Here is a 23,077-nt window from a genome sequence, read left to right on the forward strand (position 1 = left end):
TTTTACAATACGAACGATTCGTTCGTTTTAGAAAACAGGAGTGAACGTGACCCCGATCACAATTATTGCCAATGGCCTGGTGCGTGAACGCCAGCGCGCCGGCCTTTCGCTGGCTGAAGTCGCCCGCCGCGCGGGTATCGCAAAGTCGACCCTGTCGCAGCTGGAATCTGGCAACGGCAATCCCGGCATTGAAACGCTGTGGGCGCTGTGCGTCGCGCTGAATATTCCTTTTTCACGCCTGATGGAGCCGGAAGAGAAGCGCATGCAGATAATCCGACGCGGCGAAGGCCCGACCGTAACCGCAGAGCTGGCGGACTATCAGGCGGTGCTGCTGGCAACCTGTCCGCCCGGCGCCCGGCGCGATATTTACCTGCTGAATACGCAGCCCGGCAGCGAACGCTGCTCGCTGCCCCACTCGCCCGGCACCATCGAGCATATTATCGTGACGCAGGGGCGCGCCCTGGTGGGCCCGAAAGCCTCACCCGTTGAGCTGCACCCCGGCGACTACATCAGTTACGCAGGCGACGAGGAACATCTCTTTCGCGCGCTGGAGCCGGATACGCTGGCGGTACTGGTGATGGAGCACAGCTGAGCCATCACTTTTTCCTGTGGCTCTTTCTGCTGCCGGTGGGAAATTGCAGGTGTAGTATGACCTTATCAAGGTCGATACCGAGGACGTTATGCACATTCTTCCCGCCACAGCCGCTCATATACCTGCAATTCAGCATATTTACGCCTGGCATGTTCTGCACGGCAGCGCCACCTTTGAAACCGAGCCCCCAGGCATTGAGGAGATGCAGAACCGGCTGAACGCGCTGCTGGAGAAAGGCGGGATCTGGCTGGTGGCGCTGGAGGAGGAGAGCGTGATCGGCTACTGCTATCTTGCCCCCTATCGGCCGCGATACGCCTATCGCTTTACGCTGGAAGATTCGATCTATCTCGATCCTGAACATACCGGCCGCGGCGCAGGCCGCGCGCTGCTTACCGAGGCCATCCGTCTTGCTGAAGCGCGGGGCTTTCGCCAGATCGTTGCCGTGATCGCAGGCAACAGCAACCAGGCGTCGATTGGCCTGCACCGCGCGCTCGGCTTTCGCGCCACCAGCGTGCTGAAAGCGGTAGGATTTAAGCATGGCAGCTGGCTGGATACCCATCTGATGCAGCGCGAGCTTGGCGAGGGCGATGCCACCTCGCCGGAGTAATCCCGATCGGCGCAGCCGTCACAGCCTGCGCCGCCTGCTATTCAGTCCTGAATACCCCTCTTTTCGTAAATAAAGACGGGCGCCAGTTAACCTTAATCACGGCCTGCCATCCTCCGCTTGCGGTTTAATTTTCCCCCGCATCTTTATCGCCCGGCTTCTGCTTAAATAAATGCTGAACAGAAGCAAACGGTCAGATTTACCTCTTCCAGCCGAAGACTATATTAGTCCGTTCAGGCAGGTAAAAAGATATTCAGGCGCTATCAGGCTCTGAAATTCAAATAGATCGCGCTAATTTTCACCGCTCCGTTATTATGAACCGGCTGGTACGCTTTTTCTTTTTAAAATTGATCGCCAGATTAATCATTAGTTTAAAGTCAACTGCATGCTAATCAGACCGTAACGAACTAAGGAGTAGGCCAGCCAGGCCGATATACCGGCTAACCCTGTAAAAATGGAAATTTGTTATGTCGCTGAAAAAGTCTTCACTGCTTGTGTTTTCATTGATGATAATCCTCTTTCTGACCAGCGTTGCGGTTAGCATCTGGTTGCTTGTACGCAGTAACGAATCCCTTAATGCGGTAAATAAAGAGATTCGCGTGGTGCTCTCTGTTATCGATCCCATCAACCACAGCCGCACTCTGCGGGTCCGGTTAATGGAATATATGAAAGAGATCGAGTCAAATGAGGGTCAGATATCCCCGTCACTGGATGGGGTGAAAAACGCCGCAGAGAAAGCGGACGTGGCGTTTAAGGCTTATATCAATAGCCCGCGCCTGCAAGGGGAAGAAGCGGAGGCGGAGGCCTACCAGCAGGCTTATCTGGCATACAGAAACCAGGCTATTCAACCGCTGATTGAGGCTGCTCAGGCTCGGGATCAGGCTCGCTTCACACAATTATTGCCTACGGTCATTCGCCTGGATCGCGCCTATGAAATTATCCTGGATAAAGTGCTGGCGCAGCATGAAGCCTACGCCAGAAAACTGAATGAAGATGCTCAAAGCCATTTCAGCTCGGGCGTTATTTTGCTGCTGCTGATCGGTATGATGTTTGGCCTGGTGGTTATCACTATATCTGTCCTGATGCATCGCTTTGTGCTTAAACCTTTAATTCAGGCAGGAAGGCACTGTAATCTTATTGCCGAAGGCCATCTTGACGCGCCCGTTCCGGTTAAGCCAGCTTCCCGCAGCGAAATTCAGAGCCTGATGGGATCGCTGGAGGCAATGCGGTTGTCGCTGACGACAATTATTATGCAGGTGCGTGATTCCGCGCATTCCGTCTCTTCAGCCTCCAGCGAAATAGCCGCAGGAAACGTCGATCTCGCCTCCCGAACTGAACAGCAGGCAGCCGCGTTAACGCAAACCGCCGCCAGCATGGAAGAACTCGGCGCCACGGTAAAACAAAATACCGATAACGTTTATGAAGCCTGTCGCCTTACAGGCGAAGCGGTAGAGAATGCGCAAAAAGGCGAGAATGTTTCGCGTGAAGTTATTGTCTCAATGGAATTAATTAATTCCAGCTCGAAGAAAATTGAAGATATTATCAGCGTTATTAACGGCATTGCTTTTCAGACCAATATTCTGGCGCTGAATGCGGCCGTTGAAGCTGCCCGCGCCGGCGAGCAGGGGCGAGGATTTGCCGTTGTCGCTGGCGAAGTGCGTAACCTGGCGCAGCGCAGCGCCGTGGCGGCGAAGGAGATCGAGAGCCTTATTGCCGATTCCGTCAACATCATAGGAAAAGGATCTGAACAAGTCAGCCGGACAGGCGAGGCGATGAATGCCATCATCTCCTCTGTCAGCCGCGTTAACGTCCTTATGGAGCATATTTCAACCGCCTCTGATGAGCAGAGTCGCGGCATTGAGCAAATTGAAAAGGCGGTGACTGAGATGGATTCCGTTACCCAGCAAAACGCCGCGCTGGTGCAGGAGTCGGCAGCGGCGGCGGCTTCGCTTGAAGAGCAGGTGCAGCATCTGACCTATTCTGTGTCAACTTTCCGCCTTTCCGCCCGCTAAACCGCAGGCCTGAACGGGGGATAGCCGCGGTCGCTCATCCCCCGTCTGGCGAGCGCTCGCCACTCCTTATCATGCCGCGGCGGGTGAAACGCCACCCTGCTCTCTCAGCGGACGCAGGCGGTTATTTCTGGCGCAGCGCAGGTCATTATCATTCACATAAAGGGTGAGGCAGCTGTCCACCCGCCGGTTAATTAAAGATTGGGGGGGAATGCGCCGATAATGCCAGACTTATATTTTTTACCACGCATCAGATCAGCGATGCGCCTTTTCAGTCGCGGCACGCCGCAGCGCTGAGAATACTTCGTCGAAGCGTTCCTGGTTTGCATTAGCCGCAAACAGCGCGATTGAGAGGTTTGTTACGACCGGTGTCGAGGTTATCCAGTATCGTCAGCCAACAATGGAGCCGACCACTATGAATCCTGTGATCCAGCCTACCTTTTCCGCTCTCTGGACCACGGACGCCCGAGGCATTTGCGTTGTCAGTCAGGAAAGTCCTGTCGGCCTGATCCCGGCGCTGAAAGGCATTACCCTGTGCGAATGGCTGAGCATCGCGCAGGCCGATGATGATGCGCAGCTGGCCCTGCAGCTCACCGCCGCATTAGAGTGCGTGATCCCCTTTCATATTGAAGTGCCGATACAGTGTCTTGACGGCACCACGCGACGCGTACTGGTCTCTGGCTTACCAGATTGCCAGCCTGCGGCTTCTCGCCTGCAGTACAACGGATTCATTCTTGATATTACCGGGCAGCGCAAAGCGCTTGAAGATGCGCTGCGTACCGCGGCGGAATACCGTCTGTTGATAGAAAACAGTACTGACCTTATCGCTCATTGCGATGCGGAGGGCAGATACGTGTCGATCTCCCCTTCCTACAGTGAAATGATCGGCTGGTCCGCCGAAGAGATGATCGGTCAGCGGGTGGTCGATTTCCTGCATCCTGACGATCGCGAACCCGCCGCAGAGGCGCTGCTAAATATTTTTACAGGCGGCGTGCTGCCGGACGTAGTTGAAGTGCGCAAGCTTCATCGCGACGGTTATTACATTACGCTGGGCACCAAAGCCTGCGGCGTCAGCGATCCTTATACGGGCCACAACATCGGCGCGGTGCTGGTTTCACGCGATATCACGCGTGATAAAGAAAAAATGCGGATGCTTGAGACGCTGGCGACCCGCGACACCTTAACCGGGCTGCCTAACCGCGCCTGGATCAACCAGCAGATTGGCATCATGCTCGCCCAGAGCGAAGATCCGGCCTACACCGCCGTGCTGTTTATCGATCTTAACGGGTTTAAGGCGGTCAATGATTCGATGGGACATGCGACAGGGGATGCCTTGCTGCAGCAGGTGAGCGAGCGGCTGCAGCGCTGCATGCGGCCTGGCGATTCAGTGGCGCGGCTGGGCGGCGATGAATTTGTTGTCGCTGCGAAATGTGGCCATCGCGATGCCGCGTCCGCTATTGCCCAGCGCATTATTGACAGCCTGAAGGAGCCGTTTGTTATCAACAGCATGGATGTCTGGATCGGGGCGGCCATCGGCATCAGCCTTGCGCGATCCGGCACGACATCGGCCGCCCTGTTATTTGAAAACGCCGATATCGCGATGTATCAGGCGAAAGCACGTGGCGATGGATCATACCAGTTTTTCTAGCCTCAACGGCTGCCCTCTCGCCTGAGACCTTTCTTCGCCCCCAACCAGCAGAAACCAGAAGAGCTCATCGTGAGCTCTTCTGAGGTTTTTTAGTTTTTCAGGTTGGCCGGGAAATCAGCGGGCAGCTCGCTGGCCGGGCAATCAATCACGCTGTCGTTATTTTCGCCTGCGTCACGCACAAAGGTCAGCGTCGCAAACTCGTCAATTACCTCGGTGGGATATGCCGGGCCCGCATCACGGTAGCTGGCCATCTCATCCAGGTGATCGTTCTGGAAGCAGACGGTTTTTTCCGGATTGTTCATCACCCAGCGCGGGAAGAAGATTGTGCCGTGGAAGACTTTTTCGGCCAGGTTAACCGCCAGGCTGACGTCCGTACCGGTAGGCTCGGTCCAGGAAACTTTATAGACATCTTCCGCCAGTCGAACAATGAACGCGTGCTGGTTTTTTACCCAGCGGTTGCCCACCATGCCGCTGTGGATACGGTAATCAACGGTGCTGGCATTTTTTATATAGAGCTCGTAATTCCAGCCGTTGTCGTAGGTATAAACCAGATGTTTGCCAACCAGACCAGAGAGATTGTGTTTATCGAAAGTGCTCATTGTGAACTCCTCATTTATTTGCCTTGAGGAGATTATTACTCGTTGCAAAAACGATTAATAACGCTATTTTTAGCGCTTAATCATCCATTTTTTAGATGAATAGTCATGCACAAGACGACCTTAGAACAGTGGTATCTGCTTGATGCTGTCGTAAAAGAGGGCAGCTTTGCGCTGGCGGCGGAGAAGAATAACCGCAGCCAGTCCTCATTGAGTTATCAGCTTGGCCTGTTGCAGCAGCGGCTGGGCATGACGCTGCTGCAGCAGGAAGGACGCCGCGCCGTTCTCAGCGCAGACGGACATCAGCTGCTCGCTCAGGTACGGCCGCTGCTGGAGGGGTTCAGCGCGCTGGAAGCCCGGGCCAGTGCGCTGCAGCGTGGCGAACGATCGCGCATCGATCTGATGGTGGATGCGATTATGCCGAAATCGCTGCTGTTTGATGTGTTACGTGAATTTCAGCAACGCTATCCCCATGTGCGCATCTGGCTGAGTGAAATTGTCCGCAGCGAAACGCCCGACAGGCTGGCTGAGGAGCAGGCGGATCTTTGGCTGGTCGCGCAGTATGGAGATGAGCAGATAGCGGGAGAAAGCCTGCTGAGCGTCGATTTTATCGCCGTCGCCCACCGCGATCATCCGCTGCACCGCGAGCCGGGGCCGCTTAGCGCTGCCGCACTTGCGCGCTGGCCCTGCATAACGATTCTGGATCGCCAGCAGCAGCAGCAGTCCGAAGTGAATGGCGAGCAGGCAGAGAGCTGGTCATTCACAACGCTGCCGGCCGCCATTGAGGCGGTTCAGCATCAGTTAGGCTATGGCTGGCTACCGGAGCTGAATATCGCAGCGCTGCTGGAGAGCGGTGAACTGCGTCCGCTGCCGCTGCTGCAGGGGCGTCGACGTTCAACGTCGCTGATGTTACGCATCAACGAGGAAAGACTGCCGGGCAACAGCGCGATATCTACGCTGGCCGCGCTATTTATTGAGCGTGTTGCGCAGGCAATGTAGTTCGGCACAGCGTTAAAAGAGACAAACCTGCTGGAAGATGCCCGTCATGTCCGAACGGGCTCAGCGAGGCGCTTATCTGAAGCCTCAGCGCCTCCTGACGCCCTTTAACCAAAAAAGCGAGGGCCAGGCCCTCGCTTCTCTTTCAGCTACGCAGAAAGCCTTAGCGGCGGTTTTTCCAGACGGTCTGAATATTGCAGAACTCATGCACGCCGAAATGGGAGAGTTCGCGACCATAGCCGCTCTTCTTAACGCCACCAATGGTCACGCGCGGATCCGACGCGCCGTTGCCGTTGATAAACACGGCGCCGGTTTCGATCCGATCGGCCAGACGATCCGCCATTGCGCTGTCGCCGGTCCAGACCGTGGCGCTCAGACCAAATTCGCTGTCGTTGGCAATTGCCAGCGCATGATCGGCATCGCGGGCGATAGCTATCGCTGCCACCGGGCCAAACAGCTCTTCACGAAACGCCGTCATCTCCGTAGTGACGTCGGACAGGATCGTCGGCGCGTAGTAATTGCCCTCCCCTGCGATCTTTTCGCCGCCCAGCACCAGACGTGCGCCTTCACGCAGCGACTGCTCAACCTGCTTGTGCAGCTCGTCGCGCAGATCGAAGCGTGCCATCGGGCCGAGATAATTTTTTTCATCCAGCGGATCGCCCATGGTTAACGCCTGCACCGCAGCGCTGAAGCGCGCCTCAAACTCATCTGCAATGGCCGCCTCAACGATAAAGCGTTTGGCGGCCATGCAGACCTGTCCGGTGTTCTGATAACGGCCTGCCACGGCTGATTTTACCGCTTCGTCCAGATCGGCGTCGGCCAGGACAATAAAAGGATCTGAGCCGCCCAGTTCAAGAACGGTTTTTTTCAGCGCCGCGCCCGCCTGTGCAGCAATAGCGGAGCCAGCACGCACGCTGCCGGTTACGGCGACGGCGGCGATACGCGGATCCTTGATCGCAGTAGAGACGCCGTCATTGTCGACATTAACTGAGGCGAAAGCCCCTTTCGGCAGATCCGTTGCGTCAAACAGCTGCGCCATCAGCGAGGCGCAGCCCATTACGTTCGGCGCATGTTTAAGGAGATAGGTATTGCCGGCCAGCAGCATGCCCACGGCACCACGCAGCACCTGCCAGAACGGGAAATTCCACGGCATCACCGCCAGAATAGTGCCGACAGGTTTAAAACGCTGCCAGGCATCAGGCACCTGCGTGGGTTGATCCTCCAGCATCGCCGGGCCGTGTTCGGCATACCATTCGCTCAGACTGGCGCACTTAAGGATCTCGGCGCGCGCCTGCGCCAGCGGCTTGCCCATTTCCAGCGTGATGGCGCGCGACAGCTCAGGTTCGCGCTGACGCAGCTGTTCAGCCAGCTGGCGCAGCACCTTTACGCGCAACGCCATATCGGTCTCGCGCCACTGCTTAAAGGCCTTTGCGCTGGCCTCAAGGGTTGCGTCCAGCTCAGCCAGAGATTGCAGAGGATAGCGCGCCAGAATTTCACCGTTGGCAGGATTTTTTGAAACAGCGTAATCGGTCATGGTGCCTCTTAGAATGTCTGTTATTGAGAGGTTTAGCCTACGCCACAAAGTTAGTGATGAAAAATGAATAATAGTGAGTAACTTATTTTCATATTATGAACAGATAAGGGTGGCGAGGCGTTTTCAGTGGATTGATCCCTGACAGCCAGCATCGGTGATGCACAACGGTATCGATCGGTTATCCACATATACAGTGATCAGATCCTAATAAACGATCATAAAGAGATCTAAAAGAGATCCTAAGAGATCCCCGATCGCTGCAGGCCGCACGCCACAAGGGCTCAGAAGGTGATCGCGTTCACTATAATCAGTAAAGAGTTCACTGTAATCAGTACTTTATTCACTATACACAGTAGAATGTTCACTATAAACAGTGCTAGTGTTCACTGTAGTCAGAAAACGATCCTTTTCATCCACCGAATGAAGATCTCATGCTATGGCAGATAAAGAGAGCGAAAACAAAGCGTTACTTGAACCTTTTCTGTCGGTGACCAAAAACAGCGGTGAAGTTATTCAGCTTCATCCCAATAAGAACAACACTGTTCAGCCCGTCGCGTTGATGCGTCTGGGACTGTTTGTCCCGACACTGAAATCAACGGCGCGCGGTAAGTCAGGCGCGATGGCCTCTACCGACGCGACAAAAGAGCTTAAAAACCTGTCGCTGGTGAAAGCAGAGGGCTATGAGAAGATTACCATTACCGGCGCGAGGCTGGATATGGATAACGATTTCAAGACGTGGGCCGGGATCATCCAGTCTTTTTCCCGTTACCCCACCCAGGGCGATACCGTTACCCTGCCCTTTATCGATTTCGTGAAGATGTGCGGCATTCCTTCTGCTAACTCTTCTGCGGCGCTGCGTAAGCGGCTGGATGCCTCGCTGCGGCGTATCGCGACCAACACGCTCTCGTTTGAGGGCAACGGCAAGGCGTACCATACGCACCTTGTGCAGTCAGCCTATTATGACCGCGAAAAAGATGTGGTGCGCATTCAGGCCGATCCCAAGCTATTTGAGCTCTACAACTTCGACCATAAAGTTCTCCTGCAGCTCAGGGCGATATCCCGGCTGAAGCGCAAAGAGTCTGCGCAGGCGCTCTATACCTTCCTTGAGAGCCTGCCGACCAATCCTGCGCCTATTTCGCTGGCGCGCCTGCGTATGCGCCTGAATCTGGGCTCGAAAACGACCACGCAGAACCATGTGGTGCGGCGCGCTATGGAGCAGCTGAAAGAGATTGGCTATCTTGACTACTCCGAGGTTAAACGCGGGCGTTCGGTCTTTTTTATCATCCACAGCCGCACGCCAAAACTTGACGGAATCAGTTCATTAGAAAGTATCGATTCTCTCGACGAGATCGATTTTGACGAGTCATGAGCGCTGTTCACTGTAATCAGTATGCCGCCGCGGCATTGTCACTTTTCCCGGAAACGTGACAGCCGCGGATGCTGCTCCCTGTTCACTGTAGTCAGCGCTGCCAGCGTTCACTGTAATCAGCATCATTCACTGTAATCAGTAAACTCAGTTGCCTCCAGCGTCCTTCCCCGCCCTCCACCTCATATTAATACTCTTTTAAAAACAATCGCTTGATATAATAGTTAGTGCTCACAAACTTACATGACCTCTTTCTTGCGATCTCAGTAATGCTATCTACACTGATTACAGTGAATATTCTCTGGCGCAGCTATGGCCTGCGCTCTTACTGATTACAGTGAAGGGTTTAGATTACTGATTATAGTGAATGCCTTTTCCAACCTGTTGAATAACAAGGTAAATTAAGTTTTTCGACCCGTTGGCCTCTCTTCGCTGCTGATTACAGTGAACGTTAACCCACAAGGTTCAGCGAAACGTGACAGGGTTAGCGCTTTTGCTGATTACAGTGAACAGTTACGGGATAGTGCGTGGCATTTGCGCGAATCCAGGCGCTGATGCTGATTACAGTGAACCCTGCTCCCCCTCTCTGGCTGGCGAATGGCGAGTCACGCGATTCTTCACTGACTACAGTGAATACTGACCCCCTGGTCAGACGGTCTGGTGTAATTACCTCTTTCCTGATTACAGTGAATCTTTTGCCTTTCCACCCCTGTGCGGTGCAGCCTGGTCTTTACTCCCCCGCCCTCTGACAGAGACCCTGTGCGGATTTACTGAATACAGTGAATGTTATCGCCCCTGTTCTGCCAGCAACGCTGTTGTCATACTGATTACAGTGAATGTTTGCTGCCTTATTGTTCCGATACCTCTCACCGTGCCGCAAAGAGAAAAGTGATTGTTGCTGACTACAGTGAACGTTGAGAGATTCACTGATTACAGTGAACGTTTTTACTGAATATAGTGAACGTTTTTACTGAATACAGTGAACGCTTCTTTGTGGCAGTCTGAATGGCTCCCCATCGCGAGCCGTTACTGATTACAGTGAATGCTAACGCCTGAAGCCGAATCTCTGGTCCCTTCTGCTGATTACAGTGAATGTTCAGGCCGCCATTGCTGATTACAGTGAATCTTTGCCAGGCTGCGGTCGCACTAACCCTATTGAAAAGGGCAACGTCTTTTCCGACACGCTCTGACTACTGATTACAGTAAACGAACTGCTGATTACAGTGAATGTTCTCGCCTGCCCCCTTCTACTGTCCGCGGAATCGTGCTGATTACAGTGAACGTTGAAACAACTTCTTATCTTTGCAGCCAAATTTGCAACCTTCTCTATTTCGGTATGTAAGATATTTTCTTGCCCGACATGCAGGATTTATGTATAAAGTCACAAATCCTACATGTGTGGAGTAAGTATGGCTAATGACGAAAAGCAGGTGCTGAAGGTCGCACAACGGTCTGAGCGAATGCTGCTCAGCCTGACAGAACAGATTCAGGCGCAAAAAGAAGAGCTGCATGAGAATACTTTTTACCAGGTTTATGCCAAAGCTGCGCTGGCCAAGCTGCCAAAGCTGACGCGCGCCAGCGTCGACTATGCCGTTAACGAGATGGAAGAAAGCGGCTACCAGTTCGATAAGCGCGCAGCGGGCAGTTCGACCAAGTACGCTATGTCGATTGAAAACATCATCGATATCTACCAGCATCGCGGCGTGCCTAAATATCGCGATCGCCATCCGGAAGCCTATACGATTTTTGTCGGCAATCTGAAAGGCGGCGTCTCGAAAACCGTTTCCACCGTTTCGCTTGCCCATGCGCTGCGTGCGCACCCGCATTTGCTCTTTGAAGACTTGCGCATTCTGGTTATCGACCTGGATCCGCAGTCTTCAGCGACCATGTTTCTTAACCATGAGCGTTCAGTCGGCATCGTTGAAGCCACTGCCGCGCAGGCGATGCTGCAAAACGTCAGCCGTGAAGAGCTAATAAAAGAGTTTATCGTGCCGTCAATTATTCCCGGCGTGGATGTCCTGCCGGCCTCGATTGACGACGCCTTTATCGCCTCGCGCTGGGATGAGCTTTGCGCTGAACATCTCCCGGGTCAAAACGTGCATGCGGTGCTTTACGAGAACGTCATTGCAAAACTGAAAAAAGATTATGACTTTATCTTTATCGACAGCGGCCCGCATCTGGATGCGTTTTTGAAAAATGCCATTGCCGCGTCCGATCTGCTGATGACGCCCGTACCACCGGCGCAGGTCGATTTCCATTCCACCCTGAAGTACCTGACGCGCCTGCCCGAACTGATCGATATCATTGAGCAGTCCGGCGCACCCTGCCGCTTACAGGGCAATATCGGCTTTATGTCCAAGCTGTCGAATAAAGCGGATCACAAGCTCTGTCACAGCCTGGCGAAAGAGATCTTTGGCGGCGATATGCTCGATGCCGCGCTGCCGCGTCTGGATGGGTTTGAGCGCTGCGGCGAGTCCTTTGACACCGTTATCTCGGCTAACCCTTCTACTTACGTCGGCAGCAGCGAAGCGTTAAAAAATGCGCGTTCAGCTGCGGAAGATTTTGCGAAAGCGGTCTTTGACCGTATTGAATTTATTCGCCTGAACTGAGGTCGCTATGAGTGCAAAAAGAATTACTATCGGCAGAACATTCAGCCAGACGCCTGTTCAGGCGGAAGCATCATCAGATACCCCAACACAAACCTTTGTTCTCTCAACCGGCAAGCGCGCCCTTTTTCGTCTCGAGCGCATCGAAGCCAGAGAGATAGAAGATAAAACCTTTGTGGTGATGGAAACCAACGGGCGTGACCAGGCGGGCCTGACGCCAGATTCACTGCGCGATATTATCCGCACCATTAAACTCCAGCAGTTTTTCCCGGCTATCGGCGTTAAGCGGGATGGACGCATAGAAATTCTGGACGGCTCACGCCGTCGCGCCGCCGCGATTTACTGCAAGACCGGGCTGGATATTCTGGTCTCCGAGACGGCCATTACTACCGAAGAGGCGCGTCGCCTGGCGCAGGATATCCAGACCGCGCGCGAGCATAACCTGCGTGAAGTCGGGCTAAGACTGCTGTCGCTTAAAAATGGCGGCCTGTCGCAAAAAGAGATTGCGGAAAGTCAGGGACTGTCGCAGGCGAAAGTGACGCGAGCTTTGCAGGCGGCGAGCGTGCCGGCAGAGCTGATCTCACTTTTCCCTAACCATTCCGAACTCACCTATCCCGATTACAAGGCGCTGCTGATGGCCGCCGATAAACTCACTGAGACCGGGCAGCCGATTGAGCGGCTTATCGAAACGGTTTCAATGGATGTGGACAGTATCTGCGCCCGTGAAGGGCTGGCGGAAGACGAAGTGAAAAATCATATTCTTCGTCTGGTGCGCAACGGCAGTCAGACGCTGATGGAGATGCCTGCTAAAGAGAAACCCGTTTCGGAGAACCTGTGGACCTTTGCGGATAAAGATCGCTTCGCCCGCAAGAAAATCCGCGGCCGCATGTTTAGCTACGAGTTTAATCGCCAGTCTAAGGAGCTGCAGGAAGAGCTCGACAGAGTAATTGCCGATACGCTACGTAAATATCTTGGCGAACAGTAAGCTCTTACATCCGGGTAACTCTTTACCCGGATGTTCTTTTTAACCCCCCTCAGTTTTCCTCTCACTTCGCCAGCGTCTTTTCACTCCTAACTCACTGTTTTGAAGCCTTTTCTGACAAAATTTCAGGCTGAAATCGCCAGGCTTTCGCCCTCTTTCAGATAAAAGCCACTCGGCTCAGGGTAAGAAAGCTTGTCAGCTCAGCATCTTACTGCGGGTCTGCTCCTCAGAAATAGAGGCAGGACTCTCCAGCGCAATTTCACGCATAAGTCATTGAATAAAAAAATTTTTCATTGAGAATTTCAGGCTGAAATCGCCAGTCTGACGCGCTGGCTGAGGAGAGGATTGCCCCTGCTACAGGGCAATCAGAGATTACTTTTTATCAGCTGACCAGGTAGCCGAACGCACGTCGACTTTGACCGGCAATAGCTTCACTCGTGTGAAGGCGTCAGCCAGCGTTTGCTGCTGTGCAAACACACTGTCAGACATGCGTTCTGCACCATAAGGCAGACGCGTCAGCGTGGTGCGCCAGACAGACTTATTAAGGCCGGTAGAGTGCGCCAGAATGGCAGCGGCCTCATCCTGATGTTCATTAGCCCAATTGCTCAACGTACCCAGCTCATCCAGCACTTTTTTGGCTGTTTCCGGTTCGCCGTCGGCAAAATTTCGGCTGGCAAGATAGAATGTGTAATGCGGAACCAACCCTTCTGCATTACGTACCTGACGCGCTCCCGTGCTGGCCTCCACCTCTGCCAGATAGGGATCCCAGATAACCCAGGCATCGACGGCACCTTTCTGGAACGCGGCGCGCGCATCGGCTGGCGGCAGATAAACTGGCGTAATATCTTTGTAGGTCAGACCCGCCTCTTCAAGCGCGGCGATAAGCAAATAGTTAACGTCTGAACCTTTGTTGAGCGCAACGCGTTTGCCCTTAAGGTCTTTAACGCTGTGAATGGCGGATGCGGCAGGCACCACAATAGCCTCGGTTTTGGGATTAGCAGGGGAATGGCCGAGGTAAACCAGGTCAGCTTTTGCTGCCTGAGCAAACGCGGGCGGCGCATCGCCGGTTGCCGCCAGATCGATGCTGCCTACATTTAGTCCTTCCAGCATTTGCGGTCCGGCCGGAAACTCCACCCAGCGAACGGCGATGCCCTCTTTTTTGAGGGTTTCCTCCAGCGTGCCGCGATATTTAAGCAGCGCGAAAATATTCGCCTTTTGATAGCCAATATTTATCTGCTCAGGCGCCGCAAAGCTTGCAGCAGACAGTGAACTCAGGGCGCAGGTCAGCATTCCCAGCATAAATCCGTTGATTTTCATTTTTGAACTCTCCGCTTTTTTTCCAACCTTAGCAAAAAGCGGTTATAACCAATAAATAACCAATTGCATTCACTTATGCTGTGCAAGAATAGTTAGCACGTTCATGATTTGTAGTAATAATCGAAGAGCATTCCGCTATCCCTTCTGTCAGGATATCGCCAAAAATGCCTGTCTGAGGTCCATTCACTGTATGAAGTGGTTTTCAAAAAGCGCGCTACTCTTTTCCAGCAAAACCTGTCTTGCCGCCTTTTTAGCGCTCTATATCGCATTAGAACTTAATCTGGATAAGCCCGCCTGGTCACTGACCACCGTCTACGTTGCCTCGCAGCTCTATTCTGCCTCCACTATTTCTAAATCCGTCTTCCGCTTTTTAGGGACGCTGCTGGGCGGCCTTTTTGTGCTGCTTATCTACCCCGCCACAGTGGAAGATCCGATGCTGTTTAGCCTCTCTGTCTCGCTGTGGGTTGCGCTTTGTCTTTATCTGTCGCTTCATGACCGCACGCCCAAAAGTTACATCTTTATGCTGGCGGGCTACAGCGCGGCAATTATGGGCTTTCCGGACGTCACCGCTCCCGCCGATATCACCTATACCGTTATCTCACGCGTGGAAGAGATCAGTGTGGCTATTCTGTGCAGCAGTCTGGTGCATCGGCTCATTATGCCGGTCTCAATGAGCAGCATGCTGGAGCAGAGCGTCAGCAACTGGTATCAAAATGCCAGAAAGCTCTGCGCCGAGCTGATTACTGTGATGCCGAAAGAGAAGTCGCTGGAGCGAGAAGATATCCTTGTCCAGATGGCAAACTATCCGCTGAGCGTCGAAACCCTGATAACCCACTGTGTCTACGAAGGCGAAGCGGCGCGGCGACTGATCCGGCTGGTCAGCGTTCAGTATCAACACCTCTCTTACTTACTTCCTACGCTCACGGCGATTGAGGCCCGGCTCAGCCTGCTGGCGGAACAGCAGGTTCGCTTTCCAGAATATATCGCGCAGACCTTTCAGCTGTTTTTGCACTGGCTGAACAGCGCAGAACATGGTGCAGAGACGCAGGGGATTAAGGAAAGGCTCTTGTCGGCGCAGCAGCAGCTAAAGGCGGAGTGGGAAAGTGGCGAACTGCCGGTTGAGGAAAGCATTCTGCTCGCCGGCCTGCTGGAAAGGCTGCTGAATTTTGTGCGTATTGCAGAAGCCTGTCAGACGGTGGCCGAACGCGTCAGCGATCTGACGCCCAGGGCGAAGCCGGGCAAGATGGCGCGCAGCCATAAGCATGTCGATAAGGGGATGCTGCTGCTCTCCTGTTTTACCGCTTTTCTGGCCACCTTCCTTACCTGCCTGTTCTGGATCGGCAGCGGCTGGGGAGATGGCGCGACCGCTCCAATGATGGCAGCCGTGCTCTGCTCTTTCTTTGCGGCAATGGATAGCCCGCTCGCACCGATGAAAATCTTCCTTAAAGGCGTGGTGGTGGCTATTGGCATAAGCATGCTTTACACCACCTTGCTGATACCGGAGGCGACCTCCTTTGAATCGCTGGTGCTCTGCCTGGCGCCTGGGTTGATGGCATTAGGGCTGGTTATTGCCAACCCTTCCACCAACCTGATCGGACTGATCGTGGCGACGCAGATCCCTGGCCTGATCGGGATGAGCCATCACTTCAAACCCAATTTGCTGCTTATAGTGAATGCCTCACTCTCAACGCTAACCGGCATTGCCGCCGCGGTTATCGTGACGGCGGTGATCCGTAACAAACGTCCTGCGTGGACTGCTAAACGCGCGCTGCGCAAAGGGTTGAAGGAGCTGCTGCAGTTTATCAACGCGATAGAGCTTAACGGCGCTTCGCTGCTGATGCGTCAGCAGTTTGTCGCGCGCACGCTGGATAAGGTCAACGTTATCCTTCCTCGCAAGCGTATCGACAGTGATGCGGAACTGGCGGTGGGCGGTAATCTGATTACCGAAGCCTGGCTGGGCGCTAACTGCTATGACTTCTATGTGCGCCATCAGTCACTGCTGGCGGAACGGGATATCAGCAGTGACCGCTTGTTCGGCGAGCTGCGCCTGTTCCTCAAAAATCGTATTCGGTTATTACAGACCCAGCCGCATCAGGCGCTGCTTGAAGAGCTGAACCTGCTTATTATCGCGCTGCAAACGCTGGCGCAGCGCGATAGTCGCTTTTACGCGCCGCTGCTGTATCTGTTTAACGTGCGGCTCGCGCTGTTCCCTCTGGCCCGCTGGCCGCAGCAGGCCTGAGCCGTTGTGAATAATAAAAAACAGCCGCCAGCGCGGCTGTTTTTTATTTGCATAAAGAGATGTCAGTTTCGCAATAAAGGTGAGCCAGCACAGCCCGTTATCAGGCATGCTGTAAACAATAACTATCTGGATAAGCGAGGGGCAGTGTGAAAACAATCGGCTTGATCGGCGGCATGTCATGGGAATCGACCGCGCTCTATTACCGTATCCTGAATGAGGAGGTTAAGCGCGCGCTTGGCGGCCTGCATTCCGCGCGCGTAGTGCTTTATAGCCTGGACTTTGACGAGATTGAAAAGCTGCAGAGCGCAGGGCGATGGGATGAGGCTGGCGTCCTGCTGGCGCAAGCCGCGCAGGCGTTGTCGCTGGCGGGCGCAGACTTTCTGGTGCTGGCGACCAACACCATGCATAAAGTTGCCGGGCAAATCGAGCAGGCCGTCGCGATCCCGCTGCTGCATATCGCCGATGCAACTGCGCAGCGGATCCATGAGATGGGGCTAAACAAAGTGGGGCTGCTGGCCACGCGCTTTACCATGGAAGAGGCCTTTTATCGCGGGCGACTGACGGATAAATTTGGGCTGGAGGTCATTACCCCTGAGCAGAGGGATCGCGATTTTATCCATCAGGTCATCTATGAGGAGCTGTGTCAGGGGATTATCAATCCAGAATCACGGGTGCGGTTTTGCGAAATTATGGCCAGGCTTGCTGCCCAGGGTGCCGAAGGCATTATTCTCGGCTGCACCGAAATAACCATGCTGGTTACAGTGAACGATGCCAGCGTGCCGCTGTTCGACACGACGCAAATTCATGCGCAGCGCGCCGTTCAGCAGGCGCTGCAGGGAGAGTGATCCAGATCGCACTTTTTGTTAGTCGCGTAATAGTAACTAAGGTTATTATATCACCCATCGAAGGCATGTTGCCTCGCACTAACAAAAGAAGGATTTTGACCATGAAAAACGTAGAAACTCTCGCTATTGCTACCGTTGCTGCTCTTTCAATGATCTCATTTGGCAGCTTTGCTGCACAAAGCATCTCTGCGCACGGCAGCACGCTGGACAGCGCTGAAGCGCATATCGCCGCTAAAGCACAGGCTGAGGGCGCGTCAGGCTACAAAATTACCAGCGCCCGCGCCGACAACGGCGTCTACATGACCGCTGAACTCTATAAATAACGGATGGTCGTACAGGGACGTGCCAGAAAAGGCTGCCGCAAGGCAGCCTTTTTTGTTGTGCCCGTTTAACCCTCTGCGCCAGATTAATAGGGCGAGCGGGTAGGGCGCACTACAATCTCGCTGACGTCGACATCGTCAGGCTGCTCAATGGCGAAGCGCACGGCGCGTCCAATGGCGGCGGGCTGCAGGGCAATAGAACGATAATCAGCCATCAGCGCGGCAGCAGCGGGGTCGGTGATGCTGGCGGCGAGTTCGCTTTCCACCACGCCGGGATGGATACAGGTTACGCGCAGCTGTTGACTCTCCTGACGCAGGCCGTCTGAGATAGCCCGCACGGCAAACTTCGTTGCGCAGTAAACGGCGGCGGTGGGCGAAACGCTCAGCGCGCCGATAGAGGCGATATTAATGATATGGCCCGCTTCACGCGCCAGCATCGGCGGCAGCACAGCGGCGATGCCGTACAATACCCCTTTAATATTGACGTCAATCATCTGATCCCACTCATCCACCTTCAGCGAGGCCAGCGGCGACAGCGGCATAACGCCCGCATTGTTGATCATCACGTCGATCCGCCCCCATTTCGCCAGCGCGACCTCGGCAAACTGCTGCACTGAGGCACGCGAAGTGACGTCAAGTGCAGCGACGGCCACTTCCGCGCCTTGCTGCTCCAGCTCCGCCGCCAGCGCCTGTAAACGATCGACGCGGCGGGCGCCTAACAGCAAAACCGCGCCGCTCACCGCCAGCTCGCGTGCGATGCCTGCGCCAATGCCACTTGAGGCGCCGGTGATTAAGATCACTTTATTGCTCATGGTTTCGCTCCTGTTGTTAAGGGTCTGGTTATTTTGGTCCTGCTGCTTTATAAAGAGAATCCATCCATTCCTTACCTGACTGGTAACACAGGCTAACCAATGATGCTGGATAAAAATGCGCTGGAGGTATTTGTCACGCTGGCGCAAACACGCAACTTTCGTATCGCGGCAGAGAAACTGGGCGTAACGCGGCCGGCGGTTAGCCAGGCGTTAAGGCGGCTGGAGGATCGGCTGCAGATTTCGCTGATTCGGCGCACCACGCGCAGCCTCAGCCTTACCGAGGCGGGGGAAAGGCTCTATGCCGAAGTGGCGCCAGCCATATCCCAGCTCAACCAGGCGGTAGCCGACATCAGCGCGCTGGCAGGGGAGCCACGGGGGCTGCTGCGGCTGGCCGTTTCGTCCATTGCCGAGCGCTTTATCAACGGCGAGCTGCTGGCGTCGTTTCTCAGCCGCTATCCGCAGATCGAGCTGGATATTTCAGTGACTGACGAAGAGTTCGATATCGTGGCGCAGGGCTATGACGCTGGCGTCAGGCTGGGAGAGATTATCGCGCAAGATATGATTGCGGTTCCGGTCTCACTGCGTCAGCGGCAGCTTGCCGTCGCCTCGCCCGACTATCTGGCGCGCTGCGGCACCCCGCGCCATCCCCATGAGCTGTTACAGCACTGCTGCATCGGCTGGCGACGCGAACCGGGCGTGGCCCCTTATCGCTGGGAGTTTGCGGAAGAGGGCAGGGAGTTTGATGTCGCGGTCAATGCGCGGCTGAATACCAACGATATGGGGGTGATGATCCGCACCGCCTGCGCGGGTGGCGGCATCGCATTCGGGATGGAGGAGACTTACCGGCCCTATATCGCGCGCGGCGAGCTGGTGCCGCTGCTGGTGGACTATCTGCCGACCTTCGCCGGCTTCTATCTCTATTTCCCCAGCCGAAAAAATCTGGCGCCCAAGCTCCGGGCGCTTATCGATCATATGAAGATCTGAGCCGAGCGTCAGCGAGAGGCAACGCAGGTCACCGCGACGCCCTGTTCCTCCAGCTGCGCCAGCACCTCAGCGTCCAGCCCGTTATCGGTAATCACCTGCGCCACCCGATAGCCTGACGACAGCGGGTAGGGATGGATTTGCCCGAACTTCGAGGCGTCCGTCAGCGCCCAGGTGGGGACGTTTTTCGCCAGTACCGCATCCACCACATCGCAGCGCAGCATATTGCGGCCGGTAAAGCCGGTTTCCGCCTGCCAGCCGTCAACGCCAATAAAGGCTTTATGAAAGTGTATTTGCTGAATGCAGTAGCGCGTCAGCGGCCCGACCATAGACTGGCTGCTTTTCTGTAACAGCCCGCCTGGCACAATGACGTCGCACGCCGCGTCTTTCAGCAGGTGGGCGATAAAATGGCTAACGGTAATCACCGTGACGTCGGCGCGATCGGCCAGCAAGCGCGCCAGCAGCGCATTGGTGCTGCCGCCTTCAATAAAGACCGCCTCGCCTGGCTCAATCAGGCCTGCAGCGTGGCTGGCCAGAGCCTGCTTGAGTTCGTAGCGGGTATGCATACGCATGCCGACATTATCGCTGTCCAGCGCCATAGCGGAGCCGTGGACGCGGCGCAGAAAATGGTCGCGCTCCAGCAGGTTGAGATCCTGACGGACGGTCACTTCAGAGACGCCGGTCAGCTGGGCCAGCTCAGTGACCGTAACGCTGCCGCGCGTATTAACGAGTTGAATAATCTGTTGATGACGAGCGTTCATGCGGGCCGTTTAATGGAAAAGGGTGGCGCCAGTGTAGCAGAGAGAAGCCGCGCAGGGGACGCTGCGCGGCAAGGATCAGGCCAGACCAAGCGCGCGTCGGCCGTTGGCGTTGAGATCGTCGAACGTAAAGCGATCGCGCCAGCCTGTTTCGTAATTCTCCGGCGGGAAATCTGCGGGGGAGCGGCCCAGCGCCAGCGCTTCGGCAACCTCCTGCGCGCAGGCGCGGTTTTTCGCGCACATCGGCGCGGCCGGGATATACATGACGTTTCCCCAGCCCTGCTGGTTCTCTACCGGGGCGACGGAGTGGATAACATCGCAGTGCCACCATACTGAATCGCCCGCCTCCAGCGGCGGAATAGAGCAAAGGCCGTTAATCAGTAACGGATGCCACTTTTCGCTGACCGGCAAAACCTTGCCGGGCGCAACGCCGCACAGCTCGTCGTCCGGCACGTCATTAAGCAGCGGACGCAGCAGAATATAGGCCATCGCCTCCGGCACCGGCACCACATGCAGCAGCCCCTGTCCGCTCAGCATATCCGACAGCGCGGTCCAGCCCTGGAAGGTACGAAACGCAGAGCATTTGGTGGTGTCGGGCACATCATATTCATTTACCTCGGTGCGCCAGGCGGCATCCCAGGGATCATAAGCCTCTATATCACCATGGAAGACCGCGGCGAACACCTGCTGATAAGCGGGCAGCAGCCAGCGCTCCAGCGCGCCGGAATCGGTATGCGCGCCCAGCCCTTTCGACGTGGTGCCCGGCGGACGGCGGCGGATGCGGTCGGGATAGATAATGCTGACGTCAGGATCGAACCACTGCTTGCCGTGAGAAGAGAAGCGCCACAGGCGATTAAGGAACGACTGCACCTGCGCGGTGGCGTCGCTCTGGCGCGCCTGCATCTGCGCCTGCGACCAGTAGATGGGGAAAATTTCCGGGCGTGACGCCTCCAGGCTGCCGAAGAAATTATCGCCGGGACCGCGATACTGCGCGTCAAAGTCATTCAGGTCGAGATAGTCCAGCAGCGATTGATCCCATGCCAGCGCCTGCTCGCGCGGGAAGTGCTGTTTTACTACCAGGCAGCCGCGCCGTTTAATACGCGCCAGGGTTTCATTCGAAACTTCGCCTTTTGCAATAGCTTCCCGCGTAACCACCGGCCAGGCGCTACCGTAACGCTGCTCTTCAGCTTTCGCTTCGGCAATGGCGCTTTCGATACGCTGGCTGACGCGGGCGAAAAGCGCCTCTACATCGCCGATTTGCTCTCGAATCTGCTGCTTAAAGGTGCGAATCGCTACGCTAATATTGTCGGGCAACGGCGTAGCCTGAACATGTAGGGTCATTTGGGCCTCCGCAGGCTGGTAAGTGTTCTTCATTTATAATAAATTTTTATTTCGTTCGTAAGTTTAAGCAGCGCAGTAACCTTTAGGCAACCCTTGGTTTCGTGATCGTCTGCACAAGGCGTAAGGAAAGCTCCGAAAGCCCTGAACATTCTTATTATTAGAATTCTCATTAATCCACACTGCGGGTAAGCTTTACCCTTTGAGTGGGCATCACTGAAACAACAGCCTCAGCAAGGAGATGACAATGGCGGTAAAGATGATCGCGGTGGATATGGATGGCACCTTTCTCGACGACAACAAGGAGTACAACGTTCAGCGCTTTTTGCGGCAGTACGCGCTGTTGAAAGAGAAAGGCATTCGTTTCGTGGTCGCCAGCGGCAATCAGTACTACCAGCTGCAGCGTTACTTTCCTGAGATTAAAGATGAAATCGCATTTGTTGCCGAGAACGGTGCCTGGGTCTCAGACAGCAATGAAGAGATTTTTTGTGGCGAACTGGCGCAGTCGCGCGTGCATCAGGTGCTGGAGATCCTCGCCAAAGAGCCTGACATCAGCACCGTGGTCTGCGGTCGCAACGGCGCCTATATTCATTCATCGGTTCCGGATGAGGTGGTCAGCCTGCTGTCGAATCACTATGCCCGGCTGGAAAAACGCGACGATCTCTATGGGATCGACGACACCATCTTTAAGTTTTCCCTGAACCTGGCGCATGAAGGGGTTGATGCGCTGATGGCGCGCCTGCACAACCAGCTGGGCGAAATCGAAAACATTATGCATCCGGTTTCCAGCGGCTATGGTTTTATCGATCTGATTATTCCGGGCTGCCACAAAGCGCACGGCATCGCGCTGCTGCAGGAAAAATGGGGTATCAGCGATTGCGAAGTGGTGGCAATTGGCGACAGCGCAAACGATCTGGAGATGCTGCGCCAGGCCTGCTTCAGCTTTGCGATGGCGAACGCCGTAGAGCCGGTACGCGCCGTGGCGCGCTATAAAACTGAGAGCAATAACGACGAGGGCGCATTAAACGTGATCGCCCGCGTGCTCTCGCGTGAGTTTCCCTTCGGCTAAACCTCTGCCGGCCCCGCGTGCGACGCCTCCGGGGTCAGGATGCGCTATCTTGCCGCCGCGCTGCCTCGAGATTCTGCTCCATCTCATCCAGCGCGGCCTGATGCTCCAGCCCCCACTGATACATTCGCTCAATGGGTTCAGCGAACCTTTTGCCCAGCGGCGTCAGCGCATATTCGACCTTTGGCGGCACCACCTCAAATACCTTACGCGACACCAGTCCGCGCTGCTCCAGCTCACGCAGCGTCTGCACCAGCATTTTTTTTGAAATACCCTGCAGGCTGCGCTGCAGTTCGCCCGTGCGTGCGCGTTGCTCAGGCCAGTGATAAAGGGCGTGAAGCACCATTGTGCTCCACTTTACGGCAAACAGCTCTAGCAGACGACGCGGCGGAGAGTCGGCAAAGAACATCAGCTTTCCATCAATCCAGGCGGGCATAGCAAAATTTTCCTCATGGTTACCAAAAGGTA

20 protein-coding genes are annotated in these 23,077 nt (G+C 55.1%); 13 read left to right on the forward strand and 7 right to left on the reverse strand.

All coding sequences use genetic code 11. From position 1 onward, the window contains the following. Positions 1 to 46: 46 nt before the first annotated feature. The 4 genes from MHZ97_RS18135 (at position 47) to MHZ97_RS18150 (ending at position 4,853) form a co-directional block, all read left to right on the forward strand. Positions 47 to 592, forward strand: coding sequence for a helix-turn-helix domain-containing protein (locus MHZ97_RS18135; RefSeq protein WP_375337775.1), 546 nt, complete (start codon positions 47 to 49; stop codon positions 590 to 592). 88 nt (positions 593 to 680) lie between these two features. Continuing rightward, positions 681 to 1,199 (forward strand): GNAT family N-acetyltransferase, encoded by a 519-nt coding sequence (locus tag MHZ97_RS18140; RefSeq protein WP_239315322.1) that lies wholly within the window; start codon positions 681 to 683, stop codon positions 1,197 to 1,199. A 464-nt stretch (positions 1,200 to 1,663) separates the two neighbouring features. Further along, entirely contained in the window at positions 1,664 to 3,208 is a 1,545-nt protein-coding gene (locus MHZ97_RS18145) for a methyl-accepting chemotaxis protein (protein WP_239315323.1), read from the forward strand. A gap of 412 nt (positions 3,209 to 3,620) precedes the next feature. Next, positions 3,621 to 4,853 carry a sensor domain-containing diguanylate cyclase gene (locus MHZ97_RS18150; protein ID WP_239315324.1) on the forward strand — a complete coding sequence of 411 codons (1,233 nt, stop codon included), beginning with the start codon at positions 3,621 to 3,623 and terminating at the stop codon, positions 4,851 to 4,853. A gap of 89 nt (positions 4,854 to 4,942) precedes the next feature. Here the strand turns inward: MHZ97_RS18150 and MHZ97_RS18155 are convergent, their stop codons facing one another. Next, positions 4,943 to 5,452 (reverse strand): phenolic acid decarboxylase, encoded by a 510-nt coding sequence (locus MHZ97_RS18155; RefSeq protein WP_103796992.1) that lies wholly within the window; start codon positions 5,450 to 5,452, stop codon positions 4,943 to 4,945. A 105-nt stretch (positions 5,453 to 5,557) separates the two neighbouring features. On the opposite strand from MHZ97_RS18155, the gene MHZ97_RS18160 reads away from it, so the two are divergent. Next, positions 5,558 to 6,448 (forward strand): LysR family transcriptional regulator, encoded by an 891-nt coding sequence (locus MHZ97_RS18160; protein WP_239315325.1) that lies wholly within the window; start codon positions 5,558 to 5,560, stop codon positions 6,446 to 6,448. A gap of 160 nt (positions 6,449 to 6,608) precedes the next feature. Here MHZ97_RS18160 and MHZ97_RS18165 read toward each other — a convergent pair whose 3' ends face one another. Continuing rightward, positions 6,609 to 7,979 carry an aldehyde dehydrogenase family protein gene (locus MHZ97_RS18165; RefSeq protein ID WP_239315326.1) on the reverse strand — a complete coding sequence of 457 codons (1,371 nt, stop codon included), beginning with the start codon at positions 7,977 to 7,979 and terminating at the stop codon, positions 6,609 to 6,611. A gap of 436 nt (positions 7,980 to 8,415) precedes the next feature. On the opposite strand from MHZ97_RS18165, the gene MHZ97_RS18170 reads away from it, so the two are divergent. The 3 genes from MHZ97_RS18170 (at position 8,416) to MHZ97_RS18180 (ending at position 12,936) form a co-directional block, all read left to right on the forward strand. Continuing rightward, entirely contained in the window at positions 8,416 to 9,348 is a 933-nt protein-coding gene (locus tag MHZ97_RS18170; RefSeq protein ID WP_103796990.1) for a RepB family plasmid replication initiator protein, read from the forward strand. A 1,406-nt stretch (positions 9,349 to 10,754) separates the two neighbouring features. Further along, complete coding sequence (locus MHZ97_RS18175; protein ID WP_103796989.1) at positions 10,755 to 11,954, forward strand: AAA family ATPase; 1,200 nt, start codon at positions 10,755 to 10,757, stop codon at positions 11,952 to 11,954. 7 nt (positions 11,955 to 11,961) lie between these two features. After that, positions 11,962 to 12,936, forward strand: coding sequence for a ParB family protein (locus MHZ97_RS18180; protein WP_103796988.1), 975 nt, complete (start codon positions 11,962 to 11,964; stop codon positions 12,934 to 12,936). A 369-nt stretch (positions 12,937 to 13,305) separates the two neighbouring features. Here the strand turns inward: MHZ97_RS18180 and MHZ97_RS18185 are convergent, their stop codons facing one another. After that, positions 13,306 to 14,232: a sulfonate ABC transporter substrate-binding protein gene (locus MHZ97_RS18185; RefSeq protein ID WP_239315353.1), complete on the reverse strand. Its 927-nt coding sequence runs from the start codon at positions 14,230 to 14,232 to the stop codon at positions 13,306 to 13,308. Positions 14,233 to 14,440: 208 nt separating this feature from the next. On the opposite strand from MHZ97_RS18185, the gene MHZ97_RS18190 reads away from it, so the two are divergent. From MHZ97_RS18190 to MHZ97_RS18200, 3 genes are all read left to right on the forward strand, one after another. Next, complete coding sequence (locus MHZ97_RS18190; protein ID WP_239315327.1) at positions 14,441 to 16,489, forward strand: FUSC family protein; 2,049 nt, start codon at positions 14,441 to 14,443, stop codon at positions 16,487 to 16,489. Positions 16,490 to 16,635: 146 nt separating this feature from the next. Beyond that, positions 16,636 to 17,334 (forward strand): aspartate/glutamate racemase family protein, encoded by a 699-nt coding sequence (locus tag MHZ97_RS18195; protein WP_239315328.1) that lies wholly within the window; start codon positions 16,636 to 16,638, stop codon positions 17,332 to 17,334. Positions 17,335 to 17,435: 101 nt separating this feature from the next. Continuing rightward, complete coding sequence (locus tag MHZ97_RS18200; protein WP_239315329.1) at positions 17,436 to 17,657, forward strand: YdgH/BhsA/McbA-like domain containing protein; 222 nt, start codon at positions 17,436 to 17,438, stop codon at positions 17,655 to 17,657. An 83-nt stretch (positions 17,658 to 17,740) separates the two neighbouring features. Here the strand turns inward: MHZ97_RS18200 and MHZ97_RS18205 are convergent, their stop codons facing one another. Next, positions 17,741 to 18,466, reverse strand: a complete 726-nt coding sequence (locus tag MHZ97_RS18205; protein WP_239315330.1) for an SDR family oxidoreductase — start codon at positions 18,464 to 18,466, stop codon at positions 17,741 to 17,743. Between the two features lie 99 nt (positions 18,467 to 18,565). Here MHZ97_RS18205 and MHZ97_RS18210 point away from each other — a divergent pair, with 99 nt between their 5' ends. Then, entirely contained in the window at positions 18,566 to 19,450 is an 885-nt protein-coding gene (locus tag MHZ97_RS18210) for a LysR family transcriptional regulator (protein WP_103796985.1), read from the forward strand. Between the two features lie 8 nt (positions 19,451 to 19,458). On the opposite strand, the gene MHZ97_RS18215 is transcribed toward MHZ97_RS18210, so the two are convergent. Together MHZ97_RS18215 and MHZ97_RS18220 are read right to left on the reverse strand one after the other, a co-directional pair. Next, the gene (locus MHZ97_RS18215; protein WP_239315331.1) at positions 19,459 to 20,208 is read right to left on the reverse strand and encodes a DNA-binding transcriptional regulator YciT; all 750 of its coding nucleotides are present in this window, start codon (positions 20,206 to 20,208) and stop codon (positions 19,459 to 19,461) included. A gap of 75 nt (positions 20,209 to 20,283) precedes the next feature. Continuing rightward, complete coding sequence (locus MHZ97_RS18220; RefSeq protein ID WP_239315332.1) at positions 20,284 to 21,546, reverse strand: DUF1479 domain-containing protein; 1,263 nt, start codon at positions 21,544 to 21,546, stop codon at positions 20,284 to 20,286. Positions 21,547 to 21,790: 244 nt separating this feature from the next. On the opposite strand from MHZ97_RS18220, the gene MHZ97_RS18225 reads away from it, so the two are divergent. Beyond that, entirely contained in the window at positions 21,791 to 22,612 is an 822-nt protein-coding gene (locus tag MHZ97_RS18225) for a Cof-type HAD-IIB family hydrolase (RefSeq protein WP_239315333.1), read from the forward strand. 34 nt (positions 22,613 to 22,646) lie between these two features. On the opposite strand, the gene MHZ97_RS18230 is transcribed toward MHZ97_RS18225, so the two are convergent. Then, entirely contained in the window at positions 22,647 to 23,045 is a 399-nt protein-coding gene (locus tag MHZ97_RS18230; RefSeq protein ID WP_103796981.1) for a helix-turn-helix domain-containing protein, read from the reverse strand. Positions 23,046 to 23,077: the final 32 nt, after the last annotated feature.

This window comes from Pantoea sp. ACRSC (assembly GCF_022346785.1).
Classification (GTDB): Bacteria; Pseudomonadota; Gammaproteobacteria; order Enterobacterales; family Enterobacteriaceae; genus Pantoea; species Pantoea alvi.

Excerpts from the sequence above, each read along its gene's own strand:
- MHZ97_RS18160 (WP_239315325.1), top strand. The coding sequence starts at position 5,558 with ATGCACAAGACGACCTTAGAACAGTGGTATCTGCTTGATGCTGTCGTA.
- MHZ97_RS18180 (WP_103796988.1), top strand. The coding sequence starts at position 11,962 with ATGAGTGCAAAAAGAATTACTATCGGCAGAACATTCAGCCAGACGCCT.
- MHZ97_RS18170 (WP_103796990.1), top strand. The coding sequence starts at position 8,416 with ATGGCAGATAAAGAGAGCGAAAACAAAGCGTTACTTGAACCTTTTCTG.
- MHZ97_RS18190 (WP_239315327.1), top strand. The coding sequence starts at position 14,441 with ATGAAGTGGTTTTCAAAAAGCGCGCTACTCTTTTCCAGCAAAACCTGT.
- MHZ97_RS18175 (WP_103796989.1), top strand. The coding sequence starts at position 10,755 with ATGGCTAATGACGAAAAGCAGGTGCTGAAGGTCGCACAACGGTCTGAG.
- MHZ97_RS18165 (WP_239315326.1), bottom strand. The coding sequence starts at position 7,979 with ATGACCGATTACGCTGTTTCAAAAAATCCTGCCAACGGTGAAATTCTG.
- MHZ97_RS18185 (WP_239315353.1), bottom strand. The coding sequence starts at position 14,232 with ATGCTGGGAATGCTGACCTGCGCCCTGAGTTCACTGTCTGCTGCAAGC.
- MHZ97_RS18150 (WP_239315324.1), top strand. The coding sequence starts at position 3,621 with ATGAATCCTGTGATCCAGCCTACCTTTTCCGCTCTCTGGACCACGGAC.
- MHZ97_RS18205 (WP_239315330.1), bottom strand. The coding sequence starts at position 18,466 with ATGAGCAATAAAGTGATCTTAATCACCGGCGCCTCAAGTGGCATTGGC.
- MHZ97_RS18230 (WP_103796981.1), bottom strand. The coding sequence starts at position 23,045 with ATGCCCGCCTGGATTGATGGAAAGCTGATGTTCTTTGCCGACTCTCCG.
- MHZ97_RS18210 (WP_103796985.1), top strand. The coding sequence starts at position 18,566 with ATGATGCTGGATAAAAATGCGCTGGAGGTATTTGTCACGCTGGCGCAA.
- MHZ97_RS18155 (WP_103796992.1), bottom strand. The coding sequence starts at position 5,452 with ATGAGCACTTTCGATAAACACAATCTCTCTGGTCTGGTTGGCAAACAT.
- MHZ97_RS18140 (WP_239315322.1), top strand. The coding sequence starts at position 681 with ATGCACATTCTTCCCGCCACAGCCGCTCATATACCTGCAATTCAGCAT.
- MHZ97_RS18220 (WP_239315332.1), bottom strand. The coding sequence starts at position 21,546 with ATGACCCTACATGTTCAGGCTACGCCGTTGCCCGACAATATTAGCGTA.
- MHZ97_RS18215 (WP_239315331.1), bottom strand. The coding sequence starts at position 20,208 with ATGAACGCTCGTCATCAACAGATTATTCAACTCGTTAATACGCGCGGC.
- MHZ97_RS18145 (WP_239315323.1), top strand. The coding sequence starts at position 1,664 with ATGTCGCTGAAAAAGTCTTCACTGCTTGTGTTTTCATTGATGATAATC.
- MHZ97_RS18225 (WP_239315333.1), top strand. The coding sequence starts at position 21,791 with ATGGCGGTAAAGATGATCGCGGTGGATATGGATGGCACCTTTCTCGAC.
- MHZ97_RS18200 (WP_239315329.1), top strand. The coding sequence starts at position 17,436 with ATGAAAAACGTAGAAACTCTCGCTATTGCTACCGTTGCTGCTCTTTCA.